General features: G+C 57.4%; 23 protein-coding genes and 1 pseudogene. 9 read left to right on the top strand and 15 right to left on the bottom strand.

What is annotated here, in order from left to right; all coding sequences use genetic code 11:
* The first annotated feature begins 110 nt into the window (after window positions 1-110).
* Entirely contained in the window at window positions 111-278 is a 168-nt protein-coding gene (locus tag FVF58_RS51980) for a hypothetical protein (protein WP_188131133.1), read from the top strand.
* 96 nt (window positions 279-374) lie between these two features.
* Here the strand turns inward: FVF58_RS51980 and FVF58_RS43515 are convergent, their stop codons facing one another.
* Together FVF58_RS43515 and FVF58_RS43510 are read right to left on the bottom strand one after the other, a co-directional pair.
* Window positions 375-995 (bottom strand): LysR family substrate-binding domain-containing protein, encoded by a 621-nt coding sequence (locus tag FVF58_RS43515; RefSeq protein ID WP_188131132.1) that lies wholly within the window; start codon window positions 993-995, stop codon window positions 375-377.
* 69 nt (window positions 996-1,064) lie between these two features.
* Complete coding sequence (locus FVF58_RS43510) at window positions 1,065-2,036, bottom strand: LysR family transcriptional regulator (RefSeq protein ID WP_149675789.1); 972 nt, start codon at window positions 2,034-2,036, stop codon at window positions 1,065-1,067.
* Window positions 2,037-2,710: 674 nt separating this feature from the next.
* On the opposite strand from FVF58_RS43510, the pseudogene FVF58_RS43500 reads away from it, so the two are divergent.
* Window positions 2,711-3,443 (top strand): annotated as a pseudogene (locus FVF58_RS43500) (IS6 family transposase).
* A gap of 74 nt (window positions 3,444-3,517) precedes the next feature.
* On the top strand, window positions 3,518-3,784 hold the full coding sequence (locus tag FVF58_RS43495; RefSeq protein WP_149675787.1) for a hypothetical protein: 267 nt from the start codon (window positions 3,518-3,520) through the stop codon (window positions 3,782-3,784).
* A 76-nt stretch (window positions 3,785-3,860) separates the two neighbouring features.
* On the opposite strand, the gene FVF58_RS43490 is transcribed toward FVF58_RS43495, so the two are convergent.
* The 11 genes from FVF58_RS43490 to FVF58_RS43440 all read right to left on the bottom strand — a co-directional run bounded on the left by FVF58_RS43490 (window position 3,861) and on the right by FVF58_RS43440 (window position 15,801).
* Window positions 3,861-4,922 (bottom strand): maleylacetate reductase, encoded by a 1,062-nt coding sequence (locus tag FVF58_RS43490; protein WP_149675786.1) that lies wholly within the window; start codon window positions 4,920-4,922, stop codon window positions 3,861-3,863.
* 39 nt (window positions 4,923-4,961) lie between these two features.
* Window positions 4,962-5,258, bottom strand: coding sequence for a Dabb family protein (locus FVF58_RS43485; protein WP_149675785.1), 297 nt, complete (start codon window positions 5,256-5,258; stop codon window positions 4,962-4,964).
* A 141-nt stretch (window positions 5,259-5,399) separates the two neighbouring features.
* Complete coding sequence (mmsB, locus tag FVF58_RS43480; protein WP_149675784.1) at window positions 5,400-6,608, bottom strand: multiple monosaccharide ABC transporter permease; 1,209 nt, start codon at window positions 6,606-6,608, stop codon at window positions 5,400-5,402.
* On the bottom strand, window positions 6,601-8,139 hold the full coding sequence (gene mmsA, locus FVF58_RS43475) for a multiple monosaccharide ABC transporter ATP-binding protein (RefSeq protein WP_149675783.1): 1,539 nt from the start codon (window positions 8,137-8,139) through the stop codon (window positions 6,601-6,603). The genes mmsB and mmsA overlap by 8 nt, the downstream gene beginning before the upstream one ends.
* Window positions 8,140-8,229: 90 nt before the next feature.
* Window positions 8,230-9,300, bottom strand: coding sequence for a multiple monosaccharide ABC transporter substrate-binding protein (chvE, locus tag FVF58_RS43470; RefSeq protein WP_149675782.1), 1,071 nt, complete (start codon window positions 9,298-9,300; stop codon window positions 8,230-8,232).
* A gap of 94 nt (window positions 9,301-9,394) precedes the next feature.
* Entirely contained in the window at window positions 9,395-10,486 is a 1,092-nt protein-coding gene (locus tag FVF58_RS43465; RefSeq protein WP_149675781.1) for a Gfo/Idh/MocA family protein, read from the bottom strand.
* A 24-nt stretch (window positions 10,487-10,510) separates the two neighbouring features.
* Window positions 10,511-11,503: an inositol 2-dehydrogenase gene (gene iolG, locus FVF58_RS43460; protein WP_149675780.1), complete on the bottom strand. Its 993-nt coding sequence runs from the start codon at window positions 11,501-11,503 to the stop codon at window positions 10,511-10,513.
* A 41-nt stretch (window positions 11,504-11,544) separates the two neighbouring features.
* A complete protein-coding gene (locus FVF58_RS43455; RefSeq protein ID WP_149675779.1) occupies window positions 11,545-12,423 on the bottom strand; it encodes a sugar phosphate isomerase/epimerase family protein in 879 nt (292 codons plus the stop codon).
* 66 nt (window positions 12,424-12,489) lie between these two features.
* A complete protein-coding gene (locus tag FVF58_RS43450) occupies window positions 12,490-13,410 on the bottom strand; it encodes an intradiol ring-cleavage dioxygenase (protein WP_149675778.1) in 921 nt (306 codons plus the stop codon).
* Window positions 13,411-13,542: 132 nt separating this feature from the next.
* Window positions 13,543-14,457: a LysR family transcriptional regulator gene (locus FVF58_RS43445; RefSeq protein ID WP_149675777.1), complete on the bottom strand. Its 915-nt coding sequence runs from the start codon at window positions 14,455-14,457 to the stop codon at window positions 13,543-13,545.
* A 138-nt stretch (window positions 14,458-14,595) separates the two neighbouring features.
* Window positions 14,596-15,801, bottom strand: a complete 1,206-nt coding sequence (locus FVF58_RS43440; RefSeq protein WP_149675776.1) for a phytanoyl-CoA dioxygenase family protein — start codon at window positions 15,799-15,801, stop codon at window positions 14,596-14,598.
* Window positions 15,802-15,894: 93 nt separating this feature from the next.
* Here FVF58_RS43440 and FVF58_RS43435 point away from each other — a divergent pair, with 93 nt between their 5' ends.
* Window positions 15,895-16,938 (top strand): LacI family DNA-binding transcriptional regulator, encoded by a 1,044-nt coding sequence (locus tag FVF58_RS43435; protein ID WP_149675775.1) that lies wholly within the window; start codon window positions 15,895-15,897, stop codon window positions 16,936-16,938.
* 133 nt (window positions 16,939-17,071) lie between these two features.
* On the opposite strand, the gene FVF58_RS43430 is transcribed toward FVF58_RS43435, so the two are convergent.
* Window positions 17,072-18,256 (bottom strand): porin, encoded by a 1,185-nt coding sequence (locus tag FVF58_RS43430; protein ID WP_149675774.1) that lies wholly within the window; start codon window positions 18,254-18,256, stop codon window positions 17,072-17,074.
* Window positions 18,257-18,792: 536 nt separating this feature from the next.
* On the opposite strand from FVF58_RS43430, the gene FVF58_RS43425 reads away from it, so the two are divergent.
* Entirely contained in the window at window positions 18,793-19,113 is a 321-nt protein-coding gene (locus FVF58_RS43425) for a hypothetical protein (protein WP_188131130.1), read from the top strand.
* Window positions 19,114-19,638: 525 nt separating this feature from the next.
* Entirely contained in the window at window positions 19,639-20,349 is a 711-nt protein-coding gene (locus FVF58_RS43420; protein ID WP_149675772.1) for a lysophospholipid acyltransferase family protein, read from the top strand.
* A gap of 483 nt (window positions 20,350-20,832) precedes the next feature.
* Here the strand turns inward: FVF58_RS43420 and FVF58_RS43415 are convergent, their stop codons facing one another.
* Window positions 20,833-21,126, bottom strand: coding sequence for an HU family DNA-binding protein (locus FVF58_RS43415; protein ID WP_425469022.1), 294 nt, complete (start codon window positions 21,124-21,126; stop codon window positions 20,833-20,835).
* Between the two features lie 1,043 nt (window positions 21,127-22,169).
* Between FVF58_RS43415 and FVF58_RS43410 the strand changes: the two genes are divergently transcribed.
* From FVF58_RS43410 to FVF58_RS43400, 3 genes are all read left to right on the top strand, one after another.
* Complete coding sequence (locus FVF58_RS43410) at window positions 22,170-22,472, top strand: type II toxin-antitoxin system HigB family toxin (RefSeq protein ID WP_149675771.1); 303 nt, start codon at window positions 22,170-22,172, stop codon at window positions 22,470-22,472.
* Between the two features lie 5 nt (window positions 22,473-22,477).
* Window positions 22,478-22,834, top strand: coding sequence for a helix-turn-helix domain-containing protein (locus tag FVF58_RS43405; protein WP_149675807.1), 357 nt, complete (start codon window positions 22,478-22,480; stop codon window positions 22,832-22,834).
* Window positions 22,835-22,909: 75 nt separating this feature from the next.
* Complete coding sequence (locus tag FVF58_RS43400) at window positions 22,910-23,335, top strand: hypothetical protein (RefSeq protein WP_149675770.1); 426 nt, start codon at window positions 22,910-22,912, stop codon at window positions 23,333-23,335.
* Window positions 23,336-23,493: the final 158 nt, after the last annotated feature.

The following is a 23,493-nucleotide window of genomic DNA, read 5'->3' as shown; positions in this document are numbered from 1 at the left end:
ATACTCCAGTCGATTAGGAATGCGCGAAATACATCGGTTGCGCGGTTTTTTGCAATCTCTAGCATGCGTTCTCGTGATGTCATATCCACTTCCGAATTCTCGCGATACGCATGAAACAGACAGTGCATGAACGCATGCCGGCGGATGAACTCGACGGTGATCCGCCTATTCATCAAGCCGCTCGTGCGTTGAGGAGAAGTTTGGATGACATCATCAGTATTAGCCAATTCGAAATACTTGCAAGGCCGATTACTGGCGCTAATCGATCCGACACGTGAAGCGAACCGCGTACTTATCGAGAGATGCGCCCGGCTGGAGGTTCAGAGCACGCAAGCGACACGCTTCTTCGGCAACCATTTCACCGAAATCGAAAATCAGCGAATCGCGCTCTTCCAAGCGCGAGAACATTTGAACCGACATCGGCTCCATGTCATTGATGAATCGATATATGATTGTCTACGGCAATGATATGGACAGGTCGTACCCGTCACTACTCCTGGTCCCTGTTCGATCAACGTAGTTCCGGCCTGCGCCTGCAAGGTTTCGTAGACGAAATTTGGCCTGAGGCCGGCGCCTTTGGAATGCGCTACGATCGAGTCGTCGAGCGGAGCATTTGCGCCGCACGCCGAGGTGATCAGACGCTCATGCACAAGGTCGACAAGGTTGAGGCAGTCGACATTCGCGAGCCGGTGGTCGCTGCGCACCGGCAACGCACAGCTCGACTCGAGCAGTGGCTCCGTTAGAGTCTCCACATCGTTGAGCAAACTGCCTGCTGGCAAACCAAAGCCCAGATCGATGCTGTTTCTTTTTAGCGCGACGATTTGCTGCGCCGTGTTCGTCTCGTGGCACTCAACTGTGATGTCCGGATATAGCGCCTGAAACCGAATCAACGCGAGCGGAATGAACGGCAGATTGGCATCTTCAATGCGGCCAATCGAGATCTTGAAACTCTGATACCCCGCCGCTTCCCGAATAATCCGTAGCGCCTGCTCCACTTGCCGGATGATGGCATCGACGCTGTCGCGTGGTGCTCCCCGGGCAGAGTCTACGTTACTCCACGCCGATCACGGTTTAGTAGGCGCACTTAGTACGCGCTGCCTATCGACCGGCGGTGCGAGCGCCGTAGCGTGGGTTTGCGCGCAACGCGCTTCTTCAGCCGCCAGTTCGAGAAAGTCAAGTATCAGCGAATTGCGTTCATTTGTGCGCGACAGCATCTGGACCGTTACGGGCTCGAGGCCGTTGATCTGCCGGTACCGCAAAGTTTTTGGAAGCGACGAGAATAGGTATGTAGTGCCGATCATCGCGCCGAGTCCTTGTTCGATGAGCGTGACGCCAACCTGTATCTGCGTCGTTTCATAGATGAAATTTGGCGTGAAGCCAGCTTGCTCGAACCGAGCAACCATCGAGTCATAAAGCGGCGCATTGACCGCACGTGCCGAGCCGATCAGTCGCTCCTGCGCAAGATCGCAAAGGTTCAGACAGTCGACATTTGCCAGCCGGTGATCGCTGCGCATCAACAAGACCCACTCTGCTTCGAACAGCGGCTGAACCAGTACGTCGTCGTTTTCTGGTGCAGCGTCGACCAATACGCCGAAACCGATGTCGATATGTTTCTCAGTCAGCGCGGTAATCTGCTGCGCCGTGTTCATCTCGTGGCGCTCTATCGTGATGTCCGGATATAGTGCCTGCAACCGAATGAGCGCAGGCGGAATAAATGGCAGATTCGCGTACTCGACCAGACCGATCGAGAGCCTGGATTCTCTACAGCCCGCGGCATCCTGCGCCTCACGCAATGCGCGCTCAACCTGAACGAAGATTGCATCGGCGCTGTTCCGCAGAGCCTCGCCCGAAGCGGTCAGCGTCACGCCGCGCCGGCCGCGGTTTAGTAATTGCGCGCCCACAAGTTCTTCCAGTTTCGCAATCTGCTGGCTAAGCGCAGACTGCGTTATCGACGCGAGGTCGGCCGCCCGGCCGAAATGGAGTTCCCGCGCAAGAATCGAGAAGTAGCGCAGTTGACGCAATTCAATCGCTTTCATGTGGCTCTCGAGTTGAAGATCCGTTGTCAGTCCGGCAGATCGTTGCCGTCCACTGCTTGCGAGTATTCGCTGGGTGCTCCACGCCGCCACCGGCTACCGAACGTAGAAAACGAGCGGGGCGCGCCTCTCGCACGGTCGGCGTCGGCGACACCGATTCAGTCGGGCCGAACTCTTGCAAGGAGCACGACTAGAAGCCCTCCACATGCTTCTTCGCAAAACGGCGATGTCAACGTGCTCGCTTGGACGCAAGCCTCGTCTCTCCAGCTCGCGCTGGTTCATGAACACCACATCGAGCTGCCCGAACACGCCGCGATAGCGGTCCGAGTGCGGGTAGAGCGTGGTGTTGTACAGGTCGTGGCTGCGCATCGTGGCGAGGAGATGATGAAGCACAGGGCGCTCGAACAGAAGATGGGCGCTATCGATAACAGTCATTCCCCGCAGGAATAGACCGCGCCCTCAACGCCGCAGAAAACCGCCGCTCCCTTGATGCGACCGTTGCAGCAGCGATGCGACCGTTGCAGCAGCGCTCCGCGATGTCGGTTTCGCCCTGATCAGCGGACGCTCAAGGCGTGGGCGACAGGTGACGGCTCTGGAGTCGTCGAGCACCGCAACCTTGACGAGGGACTCTGTGTGGCTGTGTCAGGTTGGTGGACAGGCGGCGGTAGAATGAAGCGATGCACAAGACGAAATCGCTTTATCACGGCCACCGCTTCCCTGCTGTCGTCATCAGCTGCGCGGTTCGCTGGTATTTCCGGTTCAGCCTGAGCCTGCGCGACATCGAAGAGTTGTTGCTCGAGCGCGGCGTCGTGGTCACGTACGAAACGATCCGTTGCTGGTGTGACAAGTTCGGTGCTGGATTCGCCAAATGCGCCAAGGCGGTGCGGCACAAGCCGGGCAGCACCTGGCACCTTGACGAGATGTTCGTGACGCTGCGCGGCGAGCCGTATCTATTGTGGCGTGCCGTCGACGAGCATGGCGCAGAACTCGACGTGTTGGTACAAAAGCGGCGCGAAGGCTGCGGCCAGGCGCTTCTGTCGACGAGTGCTGCGATCAAACCCGGTGCCGCGGAAGATCGTTACGGATCAACTGCGCAGTTATCCGGCAGCGAAGGCTGATATCCCTGAACTCGCTCAGGTAAAGCACGTTTTCGTCAAAGCAGCTGCACGAGTAAACAACCGCGCCGAGAATAGCCATCAACCAACCCGCAGGCGCGAGCGCCAAATGTGCGGCTTTCGCGACGCGCGTCGCACGCAGGCTTTTCTCTCATGCTTCGGCCCGATCCGGCAGCACTTCGCGTTACCCAGACATCGGATGAACGCGGAATGTCACCGCACCATTCTGAAAGAACGCCTCGCCACATGGCATGGCTGGACTGTCTCAGCCGCAGCTGAGCGAGTTGCCTGGTAAGGATAACTACTTTTTCGCCAGACACGTAGCCGACGCTCCTCAACTTGACAGTGCCGAGTCTTCACGAGGTGACCTTGGGACCTGAAACCAATGGCAGGGGAACCGGCCACCTTGCCATCACTCGTGGACCGGGCGACATTCTTTATCTGAAAACAGAGCTGCGACAGATAACCGTCACAGGCAAAGCCGGCGAGCCCCGTTCAGCTTTTAACGGCCTGTGGGAAGTCAGCGGCGCGGCGGGTAAATTTCCCGGGCTGCAGGTTGCCGGCACCCTCCAGATTAACCGAATATCGGAGAGCGACCGCCAATGGATTCTGAAAGGCGAGTTGAGCAAACCCTAGCCTTTATTCGGCGTTGACAGCATATAACTCCCCCTGGAGACGACAGAATGCTACGGGGAAATCAGTTTGTCGAAGGTTACGCGGTGGGACGCGCCCCCTCCCAGGCACGCTGTAGCAGTGCTCTAAGCGGTTCCTCCTCAATCGGCCTCGGGTTCCAGTATGGATTCGACAATGCAACCTCGCATGCATAGTCGAGGTCAGCTTCGCGCAATCCAATCTCGCGAAGACCTCGCGGTACTCCGAGTTCTTCGTTGAGTTTGTAGAGGCCGTCAGGCGCCGACTCTACGTTCAACGCCCTGGCGATTCGACCCATCGCCGCGTCCACGACGGCACCGTTGTACGCAAGCACATGAGGGAGCACGATTGCATGCGTCTCTGCATGAGGAAGGTTGAATGTTCCGCCCAGCGTATGGCAAAGCTTATGATGAAGCGCCATTCCGACACTACCGAGTATCATGCCGCACAGCCACGCACCGTAGAGACACTCACTGCGCGCAGCTCTGTCTTTGCTGTTTTTCTTTACCCCACGAAGCCCGTTGGCGAGCGCGCGAATGCCTTCCTCTGCCATCATTGACATGACGGGATTTCCGTCCTTTGCGTAGAGCCCCTCGGCGGCATGGGCGATAGCGTTGAGGCCGCTAACAATCGAGAGACGAACCGGAAGCCCGATGGTCAACTCCGGGTCGTAGAGGACTGTCTTGGGGATTACCTTGGCGTCCCGACCCGTTTTCTTCAGGCCGTTTTCAGTTATCCCGTAGATGGGAGTCATCTCAGACCCAGCATATGTCGTCGGTATCGCGATAATCGGCAACGACGATTCTAGTGCAATCGCCTTGCCGAGCCCTATCGTCGAACCGCCACCAACAGCCACTGCACAGTCCGCGTCGACCGACTTCGCGTGTTCGCGCGCGCGGCGAGCGTTCTCGATGGGAACATGCATCTGGGCGCCGTCGAAGACTCCCGCGCTCGAAGGACCGAGGAGCGATGAAACCACCTCCGCCTGCGCCTTCTGCTCGGGCGTACATAGAACTAACGCGCGACGTGCGCCTAACGTCTCGACTTCCTGTTGAATCAGCTTCATGCATCCGGCGCCGAATACCACTCTCGACGCCTGCGTGGTGTAGGTGAAGTCATACATGGGGATTGGCTTCCTGTGTCGTCAAACGGTGCAGCACGCTTAGACGTAATCGACTTGGTGGCGAGCGATACGAACGTCACCCACGATTTCCTTCACTCGCAGATGCTCAGGATGCGACGCATACGCGTCGAGCAATTCCTGGCTTTCGAATTCCGTGTACAGGACGACGTCGCAGGCATATTCCACGGCGCTTACATCCAGCCCGACCTCCAGCCTGGTGAGCCCGGGAATCTTTCCGCCCAAGCTCTCGAAGGCGTTCTTTACCAGCATCGCGGATTTCTGCTTTTGCTGGGGAGTCTCGCCGCGAACATTCCACATCACGATATGCTTGACCATATTAAATTCCATTTGTAGTGCTTATAAACAAACCAGATGTTCTGGCATGCAATTTAATAACTCAGGTATGCATGTCAGCTGGGCCTCGCTACGCACTTCGCCCTGCTGATTTCTAAATCTGGTCTGCCGTGGAAAGAGTGGTTACGCTTTGTTCTTGTTGTATACGTCGACGAACACGGCTGCGAGCAGAACGATGCCTTTGATGACTTGCTGATAGTCCACGCCGATACCCATGATGGACATGCCGTTGTTCATCACGCCCATGATGAAGGCGCCCACGACCGCACCGACGACCTTTCCGACACCACCGGAGGCGGATGCGCCGCCGATGAAACACGCTGCAATGACGTCGAGTTCGAATCCCGTGCCAGCCTTCGGCGTTCCACTATTCAGACGTGCGGCGAAAATCAGACCTGCCAGCGCCGCAAGGACACCCATGTTCACGAAAGTCATGAAACTCACTGCCGGAACGCTGACACCCGACAATCTTGCTGCTTTTGAATTTCCGCCAACAGCGTAGATACGACGGCCGATTGTCGTGCGATTCATGATGAACGTGTACACGCCAATCAGCACACCCATGATGACGAGCACGGTAGGCAGGCCACGATAGGATGCGAGCAGGTAACAGAAGAACACAATCAGCGCCGTCAGGACGACATTCTTCGTCACGAACATCGAGAACGAGCCACTCTCGACTCCATGTTTAGCCGCGCCGGCACGATGCCGAAGCTCAATCACAAAGAAAAGCACACCGACAAGCACGCCGAGGAGAATCGAGGTGAGGTGAAGCGCCTGACCATGAAAAAAATCAGGGATGAAACCTGAACTGACTGCGCCGAAGGCATCAGGGAACGGACCGATGGACTGTCCCTGGAGGACGAGGTTGGTCATGCCACGGAAGACCAGCATGCCAGCCAGCGTCACAATGAACGATGGCATCCGCCAGAACGCAATCCAGTAGCCCTGTACGGCGCCAATCAGCGCGCCCGCCGCGATACAGATGATGGTCGCCCAGATGTAGTTGACCTCGAACTGCACCATCAACACCGCTGCCAGGGCGCCCACCAACCCGGCCGTTGAACCGACGGAGAGGTCGATGTGGCCTGAAACAATCACCATGAGCATGCCGAGCGCCATGATGACGATGTAGCTGTTCTGAAGCACCAGGTTGGTGAGATTGAGTGGCTGCATAAGTACGCCGCTCGTTGAAACCTGGAAGAACGCCATGATGATGACAAGCGAAATCAGTAGCCCATATTCGCTGCCAACACGCTTGACCAGACCGACCAGTTCGCTTTTCTTGACCTCGGCGCCTTCGGCGACTACCGGAGAGAGTGCCTTACGCATTTTCGATGCCTCCATTTCGCATAATTGCTCGCATGATTTTTTCCTGCGAGACTTCTGCTGCGGTGAATTCGCCGACAAACCGGCCTTCGTTCATGACATAAACGCGGTCACACATGCCAAGAAGTTCAGGCATTTCCGAGGAAATCATGACCACACACTTACCCGCCACAACCGCCTGGTTGATGATGTTGTAAATCTCGTACTTCGCTCCCACATCGATGCCTCGTGTGGGCTCGTCGAGAATCAGCACCTCGGGTTCCGAGAACAGCCATTTGCTGATGACGACTTTTTGCTGGTTTCCGCCCGACAGGTTGCCGACGACCTGGGTAACGCCTTGAGCACGGATTCGGAGTTTTTTGAGGAAATCGGTCGCAACCGTTATCTCCTCGTGCTCGTCGACAATGCCCAATCTGGATACCCCGGACAGGTTCGCCAGCGTGATGTTTCGCTTGATGTTGTCGTCCAGGAGCAGACCGTTGCCTTTCCGGTCTTCGGTCACGTAGGCGAGTCCCGCCTTGATAGCCTTCTTGACCGATGAAGTGTCAACGTGTTTTCCGTGCATCAGCACTTCGCCTGTGATGCCCTGGCCGTACGTTCCGCCGAAGACACTCATGGCGAGCTCGGTGCGCCCGGAACCCATCAGCCCCGCGATACCAACAATTTCGCCCTTGCGCGCCGTCAGGTTCACGCCTTTTATGACGGCACGGTCGCGCTGCGTGGGATGCTGGACGCACCAGTCATTGACTTCGAAAATCACTTTGCCGATGTTCGACGTACGCGGCGGATAACGGTCGGACATCTCCCGGCCAACCATTGCCTTGATGATGCGGTCTTCGCTCACACTCTCGGTGCTGCAATCGAGGGCGTCGACCGTCGAGCCGTCACGGATAACGGTGATGCCGTCTGCGACGCGCGAAATCTCATTAAGCTTGTGCGAAATGATGATTGACGTCACACCTCGCGACTTGAGCTCGAGCAGAAGGCTAAGCAGCGTGTCGCTGTCTTTTTCATTCAGGCTTGCAGTGGGCTCGTCAAGAATCAGCAAACGAACCTCTTTCGACAATGCTTTGGCAATCTCGATGAGTTGCTGCTTGCCAATCCCAAGCGTGCCGACCGCTGCGTCTGGAGAGTCCGTGAGACCCACCTTGGCGAGCAGTACCTTTGCCTTCGCACGTGAAACCTGCCAATCGATGACGCCGCGCTTCGACTGTTCGTTACCAAGAAAGATGTTCTCGGTAATCGAGAGCATCGGCACTAGGGCAAGCTCCTGGTGGATGATGATGATTCCAACCGCCTCGCTATCCGAAATATCGGCGAATACCCGCTCCTGGCCGTCGTAAAGGACGTCGCCAGAATATGAGCCGTGCGGATAGACGCCACTGAGGATTTTCATCAGGGTCGATTTTCCTGCGCCATTTTCTCCACAAATGGCGTGAATTTCGCCCCGACGCACCCTCAGATTAACGTTATTCAGGGCTTTGACAGCGCCAAAGCTCTTCTGAATTCCGCGCATCTCCAGAATGGTATCCATGGTCAACTTCCTCCAATTGGTCACGCTCGGGGCGTGCCTGCGTGAAGCGGGGTCCCGCTCGAAGCCCGCCCACACTGAAATTCAGATGCCTTATTTGATTTGAGTCTGCGTGTAGTAGCCGCTCGTGACCAGTTCCGACTGGTAGTTGGACTTATCTACCAGAACAGGCTTTACAAGATACGTCGGAACAATCTTCGCACCGTTGTTGTAACTCTTCGTGTCGTTGATGGGCACCTGCTTGCCGGTCAGCGCGTCGTCGACCATGTCGGCGGCGACGCCGGCGAGCTTGCGCGTGTCCTTGAACACAGTCGACGTCTGGTCACCGCGAACGATGTTCTTCACGTTCTGCACGTCCGCGTCCTGTCCCGTGATGATGGGCATTGCTTGCTGACCCGAACCGTATCCCACGCCCTTGAGAGACGAGATAATGCCAATCGCGAGCGCGTCATTCGGTGCCCAGACTGCGTCGAGGTGGTCCTTGCCATAAAATGCGCTCAGCAAGTTGTCCATCCGGGCCTGAGCGGTCGCCCCATCCCAGTTGCGTGTCGCAACTTTTTCGAAAGCAATCTGTTTGCTCCGAATCACGAACTTGCCGCTGTCGATGTACGGTTTCAGAACCGACATGCCGCCCGCATAGACCATGTGGGCATTGTTGTCATCCGAAGAACCCCCGAAAATCTCGATGTTGAATGGGGTTTTGCTCCCGCCTTTCTGCCATGCGGAGACGATGCTCTGTCCCTGCAAAACACCCACACCGTAGTTATCGAAGGTTGCGTAGTAGTCGACATCCTTGGTCTGGCTAATCAGGCGGTCATACGAAATGACCTTGATGCCTTTCTTGTGGGCGAGCGCCAGAGCGTCAGAAAACGTCTTGCCGTCGATAGGTGCGATGACCAGTGCCTTGACACCCTTCGCGAGCATATTCTCGACCTGGTTCACCTGCGTCGGAACATCGTAGTTCGCATACTGCAGGTCGGCCGAATAGCCTTTTGCCTTCAGTGCGTCGACCATGCTTTTACCGTCGGTAATCCACCGGGATTCGGTCTTGTCGGGCAGCGATATTCCAACAACACCCTTATCCTGGGCGAAGGCCGCACCAGACACTGCCGAGAAGGCAGCCGAAGCGGCCAGGATGGCCGCGACACTCTTTAGAATCTTCATGACTTCGTCTCCTATTTAGGAATGCATATTTGTGATTCCGGTTTTACAAGGTACGGAATCCGTGGCCGACGTCCGAGGGCGTCGGCCATTCAAACTATTGACCGATAACAACCTCTGCACCGGCTTCTTTGGATGAAGCGAACATAGCCTCGATGACACGGCTGATGTTGTACGCCTGCGTGGCAGGCACAACCGACTGCGTGCCGTTGCGCAAGGCGTCGAAGAACGCGTTCGACTCCCGGTCGAAGTACACCGGGTTGCCGATTTCAGCAATATCGGGCGAATACTCCGTCTTTTTCGTGGCCCAGATTTCCGGAAAGCTGGTCTCTTGCCACTCGGTCCAGCCCTCCGGATGGTCGCCTTTACCCGCGTCGTAAATCTTGTAGCTCGCGGGCAGCGAACGTGACGACATGATGCCTTCCGTTCCGTAGGCGGTGATGTCCCAGCTTTCGGTCCACGGCAGGACGTCCCACGACATGAAGTCGACGGAGACAATCTTGTCTTCGTAGTTCAGCACTGTGCCTGCCGCGTCTTCACGCGATTCATCACCGTGAAAATTCGGGAACTTCGTGATTCGAGCGTTCACCGAGCGCGGCAGGCCGAAGTGCAAAAGAATGCGGTCGATGAGGTGGCAGCCGATAACGAACACTGCGCCGCCGATATCGCCTGGCTGAGTCATGTGTGCAGTGCCCGCTTCGTCATGTGAACAGCCTCCGTGGGCGCGCACCTGTACGACTTTCCCGAGACGACCGCTCTTGAGGGCAGCCTGCATGGCATCGACCGAAGGCGCAAAACGCCAGCAATAGCCGACTTGAAACAACCCCCCCGTACGCTCGACTGCGTCGACGATGCGTTTCGCGTCCGCAGAACTCCGGCCAGCGGGCTTTTCGCACAAGACTGCCTTGCCGGCTTCCAGTGCCTCGATGGTCAGGTCGGCCATCTTCTCGCTCTTGGAGTGGACGAGCACGACATGAACATTCTCGTCCGCCAGGATGTCTTCCTTCGAGCGCGATTGGAGACCGAGCGCGTCGACGAATGGGGTGAGCAGCGGGCTCGTATCCCACGCACCGAGCATCTTTGCGTCGGTGCGACGCTGGATGGCCTTGACTCGCCCGGACGTATGGGGGTGCGTAATTCCAAGACAGGCTACGCCGAGCGTCTCGTTGGGACCAATCTTTCGCGTCATGACTTATCTCCTCCGGATTTCCAGTTAGACCTTGACGGCTTTGCCCGATAGAGCGGACTCGAGCGCGGCATCCGCCAGGCGCAACGCCTTCAGCCCATCCTGCACGGAGGTCGGCAAAGGCGAGTTCGCGTTCAGTGCGTCGACGAAGGCTTCGAGTTCGGCCTTGTACGCTTCTACGTAGCGTTCGAGGAAGAAGTTGAGGAGCGGCTCCCGCGCGTCCGTGGATTCCTTCGACCAGCGACGAATCGTCGACGGACGAAGGTTGTCTTGGAGCAGCATCCCCTTGGAACCGGAGACTTCCATTCTCTGGTCATAGCCGTACACGGCTTCGCGGCAGCAGTTGATGTGGCATTGCTTGCCCGAAGCGGTGCGCAACTGCACCATCACCGTATCGAAATCGGTCAGCTTCTCCAGCGACTCGTCGATGAGGCGGCTAGCCATAGCCATCACTTCGACAGGCTCTTCGCCGAGCAGCCAGCGAGCCATGTCCAGGTCGTGGATGACCATGTCGCGGAAAATGCCGCCCGAGTGTTCGACATAGTCGCGGGGAGGCATGCCCGGGTCCCGGCTCGATATGATGACCTGACGCACTTCGCCAACATCACCCGCGTCGATTGCCTTGCGGAACGCCTGCGACGTCGGGTCGAAACGGCGATTGAACGCGAGCATGACACGACCACCCTGGCGTTCGACCTCGTTCGCTGCGGCGAGCGACTTTTCAATGTCAAGGTCGATGGGTTTTTCGCACAGGACAGCCTTGCCGCGCTTGACGGCCTCGAGCATGAACGTGATGTGCGTGTCCGTGGGCGTACCGATGACGACTGCGTCGATGTCCTTTCGCTCAAGGACGGCCGCGGGGTCCGTCGAGGCTTCGCAGCCGAGGCGCGTGGCCAGCGACCTGGCGGCACTTTCAACCGGGTCGGCCACCACGACCAGTTGTGCGTTCGGGCTCGCGGCAACATTGCCCGCGTGAATGCGACCAATGCGGCCGGCACCGAGTACGGCGATTCGAATCATGTGAGTCTCCTGAAATGTTTTGTCGTTAAGGGTTGGAAGCGTCAGGCAGCAGTGCCGGCTTTTGCCGAGAACTGCGCGATGGTGGTGTCATAAGCGCGCTTCGCCATCTCGTCGAGCGGAAATTTCCGGTGCACCTCCGAGATGAGTTCAACGCCGTAGTATGGGAGCGTGCAGCCTGCCTGTTCCAGGGCATCAACAAAGGCGCGGCAGTCACCTGCACCCTCCCCACAAAGCTGGCGGTTGAAGGTCGAGTCATCAAACAGTGAACCCTTGACCTGTGCGCCTACATCATCCAGTTCGACTCCCTTGATGAAGCGCGTCGGGATACGGGCGACTTCGCTATAAGGCGTGCCGGCGCGGGCAACGTGCCAGTGGTCGACCATCAGACCGCCATTGGGTTGGTTGGCCCCTTCGGCAACCTTCAGCGCTTCGGCGATATTCCGAATCGGAGAGAAGGGCATAAACTCGATTGCGACCGTCGCGTCGACCGTCGCCACGTCCTGGCAAAGCTTTGCGAATTCGTCGGTCATACGGGCGAAGTCGGCCGGATTTTTGTCGAAGGGGCTCGCACCGATTTTCAGATTGCGCATGCCGAGTTCGCCCCCCAGTTCGATGAAGCGGCGACGGCAGTCGTCCGACTTGGCACGCGCCTCTCCGTCGAAGTACCAGTCCATGAGGATTTCGAGCTCAAAGTACTTCATGCCCGTATCGTCCAGAATCTTCCTGACGCCGGACACCCCGTACTTCCCGATGCTGTACTCGAGGTCGTCGAGAATGAGGCCGATGCCACTCCAGCCTGCACGCGAAGCCGCTTCGCAGCGCTCGCGCAACGGGAACGGGCTGATTTCATTCGATGCACACGGATAAACGTCGCCCGCGAGGGTCCAGTACGCAGCCAGTAGTTCTTTCTTCGCGCTCATATGTAGTAGTCCTCTGTCTCTCAATGTCATCAGGTTCTTGACGGCACGCTCGACGTGCCAGACGATTTACGGGATGGCCCGCGTGGGCTTGCTGGACGTCGCGAGAGTGAAGTCCCACGAAACAGTCCAGAACGGCGACGAGAACCCGAGGCGCTTGCCAGCTTCCGGGTCTTCAATCCTGTTGAATTCGGCGATGAGTTCACGCTTGACGCCGAACACCGCGTCTTCCGGAAGATACGGACAGTCGGGCGTGAAAATGTGAGTGATGACCGGGTCAAAGCCAGGCGCGGTCACGATGAAGTGCAGGTGAGCCGCCCGATTCGGGTGTCGACCCATTGCGCCCAACAGCTTTCCGACTGGGCCGTCCGAGGGAATCGGATAGTGACGCGGCTTGACGGACTTGAACCAGTAGCGGCCGTCAGCATCGGAGGTAAAGACGCCGCGCAGATTCGAATCGGGCTGAATGCCTTTCTGCTGCACGTCATAGAAGCCGTCGTCGTTGGTCTGCCACACTTCGAGCTTTGCGTTCGGAATCGGGTTTCCGTTGATATCGGTTACCCGACCTTCGACAACCAGGGGTTCGCCCTTCCCATCCAGGCAGATGTTCGCGCCGTTTGGATAGTCGGGTGCGTTGGCGATGTAGAACGGACCCAGAATCGTGTTCGGCGTAGCGCCGCTCGGGCGACGATGGTTGATTGCATCAACGAGCATCGAGACGCCGAGGACATCCGAGAGCAGGATGTACTCTTGCCGCCAGTCCGTGCACATTTGACCCGTCTCGGTCAGGAAGCGGATGGCGGTGAACCACTCTTCATGCGTCGGTTCGATTTCCTTGACCGCAGCGTGAAGATGCTTCACCAGGACCGACATCACCTGGCGCAGGCGAGCGTCGGCGTCTTCGCTCATGCGTGCATTGACGACTTCGGCCGAGCGAGCTTCATCGAAGTACGGCGAGGTGGACTGAACTGTAGAGGTTGCGCTTTGCATCGAGTGTCTCCATCAATCTTTTCTGCAGCTTTGAGACGAGTCTATATTCGCCGTGGTTGGCAAAACAGAGCTGGAAAGGGAAAGTCTTTCGCATTGAGTGGGAAGAAGCCTCAACTGCAGTGAGCATAGGGCTCACGCCGTCCAATGCCGTTCGTAGTCGTTCTGCTGGAACCGCGCCACAAGTGCATCAATGAACAGCCGCACCTTGACAGGTAGATGTGAGCGGGTCTGAAACGCGATGTTCATCGTCAGCCGTGGCAGGTCCCAGTCGTCGACCACCGGGACAAGGCGGCCGGCCTTGAGGTCGTCGTGGATGATGTATTTGGGTTGGACGAGGATGCCCATGCCGTCGAGCGCGGCGACTCGCAATATCTGACCGTCATTCGACTCGACCAACGGTTTTACTCTGACAACAACATTCTCGCCCCATCGTGTGAATGAGAGCTCGCGTGGATTGTCGGCAAGTTGATAGTTCAGCAGCCTGTGCTTCGCAAGCTCTGCTGGGAATCGGGGACAGCCGTTCGCCTCAATGTAGCCTGGCGAAGCAGCCAGAATCCGGCGCGTTGACGCCGGTCTTCTAATCGTGATGTTGCTGTCTGGCTCAAGGACTTTCGTACGAATCGCGACGTCGATGCCGTTCTCGATAATGTCGCAGTAACGGTTGGCCGCTAGCACGTCCACCGTGATGTCGGGGTAACGCGCCGTGAAATCAGGAAGCATGGGCGCAATGTGCAGCATGCAGAACGATAAGGAAGCTGTGACGCGGAGAACGCCGCTGGGGCGCACAACCGCTTCCTTGATTACTGCCTCGGCTTCGCCAAGGTCACCCAGGATAGATTTGCAGCGCCGGTGAAATTCGGCGCCGGCCTCAGTCAGGTAAAGGTTGCGCGTCGTCCTCCGTACCAGTTGGACCCCGAGCCTCGCCTCCAACGAAATCAGATACCGGCTTGCCGCCGAAATAGAAAGCTCGGTAGCTTCCGCAGCCCGGCTGATGCTGCCCGTCTCCGCTACCTCGACGAACAGTTGTAGTTCCTTGAACTGGTCCATGCCCTTGCACCATTACGCCCTGTCTCCGCCCGCATCCGAGCCAGATACGGGAGCATGCGCGACTTCGCTGAGTCATCTTGTGTTTCGCGTTGACATCATAATAGTGCTGTCACTCTATCTTTTAATCACAAAAACACATCAATAATCTATCAGATTGTCGGATTCGCCGGTGCCGCGACGCCAGGCATGCTTTGCGAGGGCTCGTGCGAACTCGGCAGGCTCCCAGTCCTCGCGAAGCGCCCGGAGCATCATCTGGCCCTGGCTCTCTGGCGCAAGTCCCCTGACGGGCGGGTCCCTGTCCAGATTTGTCGGGAACGAATAGCCTTCGGCGCACGAGGCAATCACCGACCGCGCCTCGAACTCGGTCATGTTGCCGGTCATCAATCGGTGTCGAAGGACTGGGTAGAGGGTCTCGGACATTCGCGTGCGATTCACTACTTCCATCGCGCGACCATAAGCTGACGAGATTTGAAGCAGGTTTGCCATGCGCTGCACGTGGCTCGTTCGGTTCGAACCGGCTGCATGAAATAGCGCCGGATTGAAGAAGATGGCATCGCCCTTGCCAAGCGGCATCTGGACGAAGTTGTTTTCGAAATACTCCCGGAAGTCGGGCCTACGCCAAGCGACATAGCCTTGAGCGTATCGTTGCGAGGAAGGAAGAAGCTTGGTCGGACCGCTCTCAATGGGCATATCGCTGTGCGCGACGGCCCCTTGCAACGTGAGGAAAGCCGACATCCCGTGTACGTGCGCCGGAAAAGACGCGGCAACCTCAGCCGTCTGGAAGCCCAGATGGTAGTCGCGATGGGCTTGCTGCGCTTGCCCGCCAGGTCTGACAACATTGACCTGCGACGTGACCTGAAAAGACGGGCCGAGCCATGCCTCGGCGGCCGCTGGCAGCCACTGATTTGAAAAATATCTGGTGAAGACCTCAGGTGCTGTAACGCAGAGTTTCTCCTGCGCGTTCCAGATACGGTCATTGGCGCCCGCTTTCGCGAAATGGTCAGCCGCCGGACCCGACTTTTTCTCAGCTTCAATAATCGATTCGAAGATGGCCGTCGCCTCGTCGACGCATCCCGTGTCGGCAAACGCGTGCTTGAGCACGAAAACGCCTGCTCCGTCCCGCAGGACGTCGACCCATTCCGACTGTAACTGCGTCCTTTCAACGTCGGATGAGACCACCTCTTCCAGGTCGAGGCATTCGTATACAGGAATTCCTTGAGCCGACCTCGCAGCGTAGCGGAGCAGCCGCTCCCTCCCCGCGTTAAGTACTGTCACGAAATCACTCAAGCTGCAGTCGCTTTCGCGATACCAGCTGGTTCGCTCAGCTTCGACTTGATAGTCCATCCGTGTCTCCTATTTTCGATGTAGGATAACGCGCAAAGCACAAATCGAAGTCTCAGAAACACATCAAAAAACTATCAGATAAGGAGGGTCGGATTGGCTCACCGCTTCTTGATTAAGGAAATCGCCCTTCAGGCAGGCCTTGGTGTGGCGACTGTTGACAGGGTCCTGAACGCGCGCGCCAACGTCCGGGAGCACACCCGCAAGCGGGTTGAGCAAGCGATAAAGGAGCTTGAGAAACAGGAGCTGAACCTGGCAAACACGGGGCGGAAGCTCATCGTCGATGTGGTAGTGGAAGCACCGGCGCGGTTCAGTGACGAGATAAAGGATGCGCTCGAAGCGGAACTCGCGTTCATGCACCCGGCGGTTGTTCGTCCGCGCTTCCTGTTGCGGGAGACGATGACGACGCCCGAAGTCGTAGAGGCTCTTCGGTCTATCGTGCGAAGAGGCAGCCACGGGGTTTTCCTGAAGGCTCGCGACGTTCCCGAGATTGCTGAGGCGGTCGGCGAACTCCAGCGTCATGGAATTCCTGTCGTCACGGTCTTCACCGACATACCGCTGTCAGGCCGCATCGCCTACGCCGGGCTCGACAATCGCGTCGCCGGCGCCACGGCCGCTTACCTTCTGGGCCTATTGCTGGGACCACAGCCGGCCAATGTGTTGATAACGATGAGCGACGAGCAATTTCGGGGGGAGGAAGAGCGCGAGATAAGCTTTCGTCGAGCATTGCGCAAGCGCCACCCCCAACTCAAACTGATTGATGCAAGCGGCGGGCATGGGCTTGATTTGCCAACAGAAGAAAGAGTCCGGAGCGTTCTCAACGACGATACTCCCATCGCCGCCGTGTACTCGATGGGCGGAGGTAACGTGTCGATTCTTCGCGCGCTGGAAGCGCAGCAACAAGCTCCAGTCTGCTTCATCGGTCATGACCTGGACACGGATAATGTGCAGCTCTTACGTGCTGGAAAGATTCAGGCAATCTTGCATCATGACCTCCGGCAAGACATGCGGTCAGCGTGCCAGCACATCATGCATTATCACAAGCTTCTACCCGCGTCGGCCGTGTCGCAGTCGTCGTCCGTTGTGGTCGTCACACCTGAAAATATTCCTGACCACATAGCCAGTCGATTTCGCGCGTAGGCTGCTATCACAGAGCCAAGCCTTTTGTAGCTGGGGACTGCGAGGCAGCAACTGTTCGCTAGAGCGGGTCTACGAGTTCGAGGTCGCTGGAAGCCCAGGAGAATCACACCTCCTCCTAAACTCCCATGCCCCCTTAGAACCTTGTAGCCAGACCTGCCATGATCCCAAACTGGCTCTTGCCGAAGTTGGGATTGGTGCTGGAAGCATTTCCGTTGATTGGGTCGTTATTGAGGTTCGCTCCATACAAGCCGCTATCGAGGCCCAAATTAGAAGTTGAACTGTTTCGGAGATACGCCAGTTCCGTGTACAGGAGTGTTCGCTTGGAGAGCGAGTAGTTTGCACCGAGCGTGTACAGCGTTGCGTTTCCATTGCCGTTGTTTGCGTTGGCATGGTAAACCGCTCCAGTAATAGCAAGCGCAGGTGTAGTCTGCCATATCGCACCAATCCATTCATGGTTGACGTTCGTGGGGAGGCTCGTTCCCCCGGGCAACGCTGGCGGAGTGGCCGCGCCGAAGTATCCGGCGTTAGATGCATTGGGCGCGCTGAGGTGCTGGTAGCCAAGATATGCAGTCACGGGTCCAAAACCGTAAGTCAATCCCGTGAGAATCGAGCGGGACGTCAGATAAACGTTGCTGAATTGGCCATTGGGGTCGCGAATCTCGTCATACGTCGCTTGCCAGAAGAGCCCTCGATTTGCGTAAGACAATTTGATGCCATCGGAACGACCTTGCGCACTCCCAAGTCCGCTTGAAGTTCCCAACTGACCTGGCGCGCTCCCGGGGTCGCCGGCGTTCCACGTAGACGAGTTCGTCAAATCATACTGGCCTTGTAGCGTGAAGCCGGCAATCGTCGGCGAAAGATACTCTACGCCATTCGCCGCCTGAGAGAAGATGCGTCCCCGAACCAACGTTCCAATCGAATACCGCTTCGTCTGCTGGGGGTCGACGTCGCCTGAATACTGGCTGATTTCGGCCGAGCCCATATTGCCGAACTTGATTTGCCCCCAGGTATCGTTGTGAAGACCGACCGTCGCTTGCCCCTCAAAGAAACTGCCGTTCGCGAAGCTGCCATTCTGGGTATTCAAGCGAGACTCAAGCTGAAAGATGGCCTGGGTTCCTCCGCCGAGGTCCTCAGCGCCTTTCAGACCGAATCTTGATTGCGCCCAACCACCACTTTGTGCGGCAAAAACATGGCCTTTTGGCTGATTGGTCTCGTAGACGATGCCGTTGTCCACGATGCCGTATAGCGTAACGCTGCTCTGGGCCGTGGCGGTCGCCGCCGTAGATAATGCGAACACGCTGAACAGAAGTTTCTTCATCGTTATCTCCTTTAATATAGTTCTACTATGTAAAATTCCAACTATCGAGGCCGGTCAATTTCTTCGCTCACCCGAAATTTTCTGAAGTCGCCCGTTCGAACGCCCGTCTATCTTTCATCGAGCGTGACACGGCCGAACGACGTTGAATCGCACAGACGCTCGCATGGAAGAAAATGACAGGTAACATCAAGCACAACAGTGAGGCTATGTGCAGGGCGGTAATTTCCTCGCGGCACGTGCCCTGAACTGCGCCTGTGTATTTTTGCCGAGTGTATATTCCCCATCCGCTCAGACGAAGAGCAGAAGGGGGAATCTCTTTCGTGAAATCAGGGAAAATGCGGCTCAAAGCAAGTGAGCAAGAGCTTTTCAGCGCTATGCTTGTTCATCTCCTCGCGGCTAACCCCTGTATCCCCTTCGACGACTCATCGATTACGGTTGGGTCGTTCCAGCGCGAAGAGGCATTTTCTTCTCAGGAACCAACCCAAACGGTCCGTGAGCAGTCTCACGTCGCCTAACGCATCGATACGGAGATACGTATGAAGGTCAAGCAACTGTCGGCTCTTGCCGTTTCAGCAGGTATGGCTTTGAGTCTCCTCTCACTTCCGTTGTCGCAAGCTCATGCGGCCGCAACCGATGCCGGGGCCAGCGATGGCGCTATGTCAAAGCAAGAGTTGAAGGCGGAAAAGAAGGCCGAGCGCAAGGCGCACCGCGCTAAAAAGAACGCTGAGCTGAGCACGCTGGAAAAGAACGGATATAACCCGGCAGGAAATCAATCGAACTATCCGCAAAATTTGCAGAACGCTCAACAGAAAGCGGCCGGTCAAAAGCCTACCAACGCGCCTGCGGTCGCGCCTTGAGGCTTCGCGCGTACCGAATCGCGCGCGCGGTCCATCGGGTCGTGGCTTGAGTCGCGCGGCCGATGGAAGAACGAACGCTTGCGAAGAACGGGATGGCCAGGAGCGTCGTGTGAGTTCAAGGACCGCTGCGTGGTACAACTTAAATGTACGAGCGCGGGCCCGTTGCGCAGCCCGGAGCATCGGGCCTGGAGGACTTACGCAATACTTGATGACAGAGACCGGCCGTGCTATGAGCACCGGCTGGCCGCTTGAGCGCTCGCAAATCGAAATTGACGAATGGAACTTTGGATTCAACCCTGCGCGCAACATTGACGCGCCTGTTTCCAGAAACCGTACGAGCGCATTCCAGGATTCGACAAGCCTTAGAACCCTTTGGCGCAAGCCGCACTGACCAGCTGTTTTGCGTGCCACGACTCACGCGCGACATCGCCGCTTCTGTCTGTGGAACGAACGCATCGTCGTCGGCGTAGTCTTACCCATCAAGAGCGGAAAGTTCCGCCGCAAACCAATCTGAATCACGTCCCGATGCGCTCGTTTTTTACTAAATGGCTATTCATCTTTTACCTTTTCGGTAGCGGGACGCTGTATTCAATGGTCATACTGCTCCTGTTCCCGTTCGTCGGCAGGGCGGGACGATACTGGCTGGCAAAACAATGGTGCCGAGCATTGGTGGTTGTGATGCGCTACCTGCCCGGAGTCTCAGTTTCGATAGAAGGGCTCGAAAATATTCCCGAAGGACCGGCGATATTGCTGTGCCGTCACGAATCGACGTGGGAGACACTCGCGTTTCTCGCGCTTTTTCCGCAACGCATCAGTTTTGTTTTCAAGGAAGAGCTTCTTCGCATTCCCTTTTTTGGATGGGTACTGCGTGGTCTCGATATGGTTAGTCTGAACCGCGGCTCTGTTCGACAGGCTCATCAGGCCGTGACGCAGGAGAGCGCTGAGAGGCTTGCGAAGGGAGATGTCGTTGTCATATTTCCCGAGGGGACCCGGGTGCCGCATGGCGCCCCCTTGAAGATGACATCGGGAGGCGTTCGATTGGCTTGTGCGACTGGCGCGCCCGCTGTCCCCGTGGTCCTCAACGCGGGAAAGGTATGGCCTGCAAAAGGCTGGCCCACTCGCCGCGGAGAAATTCGCGTAGTTGTCGGCCCAGCACTCTTCCCTCGGGACTTGTCGCAGCAGGAACTGAGTCGAGCCGTCCATGAGTGGATGAAAGATGAACTGCAGCGGCTTTGATGGGCTTAAACGCTTTGCGTTGCGCTATGGGGCTGTGGCAGGATTTGTCGTGAGGCAAGTTATTGGTTCGAGCGGACGATTGAAGTTGCTGTTCACAAGACGAAACAGCGGCGCAGATTGCGCAATCAGAACGGGGATGTACGAGGATGAATTCGTTCGGCACACGTACGTCCAGAGGTTTACTTGGCCGGGTCGAACAGGCTCGCGATTCCGACGTAGGTCGTCAAGTCTAGTTCGGCGTTTCGTTGTGGTGCCTGTCGTTCAGCCACCTCTCTTGTCCCGCTCCGCGCAGAATGAGTCGGAAGGCACGTACATCCTCCCTAGTTGCAAACAGCTGCTGTATGTATCGGTTTGCGTCCAGCCCGCCGGCTTCGGCAGTTGCAGCGAGGCTACATGGCGGTCCATCAGGAATGCCGCGCGGTGGTCGCCGAAATTCGTCGGCGACGCCGCCGCAGCAATCTGATTGACGGATTACTTCCAGTGTCAGGCGCCGTTGACTGCATCCTTGAACGCCTTGCCCGCGGTGAACTTGACTGTCTTTGCGGCAGGGATCTGGATCTCGGCGCCGGTCGCCGGATTGCGACCGACCCGCGCGGCGCGCGCACCCGTGGAAAACGAGCCGAAGCCGATCAGCTGCACGGTATCGCCTTTCGTGACGGCTGCCGTGATGGCCCCGATCAGTGCGTCGAGCGTCTCGCCCGTGGCGACCTTGCTGTCGCCAGTTTTTGCTGCAACAGCGACCACCAGTTCCTGCTTGTTCATCGTGTCCTGCCTCATTGTGGTTCCGAAGATGCCGTCACCCTACCCGATCGGAGGGGCTTTGCGCAATCTGCGCCAGTCCGACCAGCGTCGCATCACCAGATCGATTACGAGGCGCCCGCGCTGATCCCTGTCGCGTCCGATGGCCGCCGTTTGGTGTCGGTCGGGCGAACTTTCATGCATCGTGTAAAGCGGGTGCAGGCGAAGAGTGAAGCGGTACCGTGGCCTGTAGCTGTTCCACCACCGCAGGTTGAACCCAATCGTGCCGGCCGACCGGGACCGCAGCAGAGCAAGCGAACCGCCCCACCCTACGTGATCTCGCTTTCGTCACGGCCATATGAGGGGGGCAACGGTTTGGGCTGCCGCGACGGGTCCGATTCGTTGCCGCTGCAAATTCTCTTTCCGTCTGTAAATGCCGACACCTCGTGGAACTTCTCTACCGACACGCATCCGTGCTTCGCGCTCCGTCGCAGACACCGCCGCTGCTGCAGCTGGTTCGGTGTGGCGACGCGCGCATTGCTCCCCCCGTGGCCGAATAGAGAATACATCAATAAGGTAAAAAGGGCCACATGATGACAGTTTTGATAACTGCGACAAGCAAAACTGCATTTAATGACTTGAATCCGGGGTTACCCCATCAATCCTCAAGCTCCGCGGGCGGCCCGGTGCAAGCCGCCGCGGGGCCCCGTCCGCCGGCCTCCGACCGTTCCGCGTTTTCTATCATGGGTACCGCGCGTGCCGCGTGACGCCCCGCCCCAACACCGATCCGGCCCCCGTGCGCGTGCTTCGCTCCGAAGATCGGGCCGCGTCCGGTTACCCACCGAGGTGGTTGATGGAACGGGTGGCGCCGGTGGGAAAGAGTGAAAAAGGACAAAAACGCCGTAATTGGGGCCGGTGTCCTGAAACGAAGGGGCGCATAGCTCCGGTCATCCGGGCCTTCACTTACACCATTTTTTGCGCTCTCAATTCCTTTGCTTCGCAATCCCTCGTCCTAAGGAACAGGTGGGGCGCACCGAGGTTTGACACTTGCTTTAGTCCCAAAATGGGACTAATATGCACCGATGCGAATCATTGCGAAAAAAGTCCTCCTGGCATTCTGCGACAAGCATCCGATCGCGCGGCAGTCGCTGCTGGCATGGCATGAGGAAGCGGTAAAGGCCGTCTGGATGACGCCGCAGGACATAAAGGCCAGATATGCGACCGCGAGCTTTGTTGGTCGAAACCGTGTGGTATTCAACATCAAGGGAAACGACTACAGGCTGATTGTTGCGGTCGCGTATCGCATCGGGGTCGTCTACATCAAGTTCGTCGGAACGCGTGGTGAGTACGACAGGATTGATGCTCAAACTGTGGAACTGGAGTGACCAAGATGGAAATCCGTCCAATTCACAACGAACACGATTACAAAGAAGCCTTGCAGACAGTATCTGGCCTGGTCGACGTCGACCCGGCTCCCGGCACTCCGGAAGGAGACCGTTTGGAGGTGTTGGCCACCTTGGTGGAGCGTTATGAAGCTGAGCATTTTCCGCTCGATCTTCCCGATCCCATTGAGGCCATTAAGTTCCGCATGGAGCAGGCCGGACTGTCTGCCAGCGACATGCAGCCGTATCTTGGCAACCTGAACAGAGTCTACGAGGTGCTCAATCGGAAACGCGGGCTAAGCCTTGCCATGATTCGTCGTCTGAATCGCGAGTTGAAGATTCCAGCTGAAGTACTCATCGCCTAGGAAAAGCCTTTGGCGATCATCAGTTAAGTTTCGCCGCCCAGTAGCAGGACTTGGGTATCGCGAAAGAGGACAAGCATGGCATTCAAGATCAAGGCGGCCGATCAGAAGCGCATCGATGCAGCGTTCGGAGAACTGACGGCACAGCGGAACACGTTGGAAGAGTCTGTGCGTGTGTTCAATGAGGCGTTTGCCGTAGCACGTGCGAAGCTGCAACCAGACGTGGACGCATATAACGAAAAGGTCGATGTGGCGCGGGGCATGCTCGATGACCTGCATCGCGCCCTTGAAGACGAATTCGATGATAGGTCGGCGAACTGGCAGAACGGAGACAAGGGAATCGCTACGAAGGAATGGATCGATTCGATCAACGCGTTGGCCGAGGAACTAACTGAGGCAGCGCTCGACGTCTTCCCCGAGTCGCTCGAATTTGAGGATGTGGTCGGCGATGACCCCGCCGAGGACTACAACGAACTGGACAAGGAAGCGCCAGGCGCAGAGTAATCAGCTGTGGCCTGAGATACCGAGGAAAAACCATATGAGACTCATCCCTATTGCGCTATCCCTACTCCTCACTGGCTGCGGCCAAGCATCGCATGATGCTTCGCCCACGGCATCAGGCCACTACCAACTGGCTGTGGATGGCGGCGGCAATGCGTGGA

Source organism: Paraburkholderia panacisoli, assembly GCF_008369935.1.
Taxonomy (GTDB): domain Bacteria; phylum Pseudomonadota; class Gammaproteobacteria; order Burkholderiales; family Burkholderiaceae; genus Paraburkholderia; species Paraburkholderia panacisoli.
Note: the sequence above shows the minus strand (reverse complement) of the source record. Positions and strands in the feature narration are given on the sequence as shown.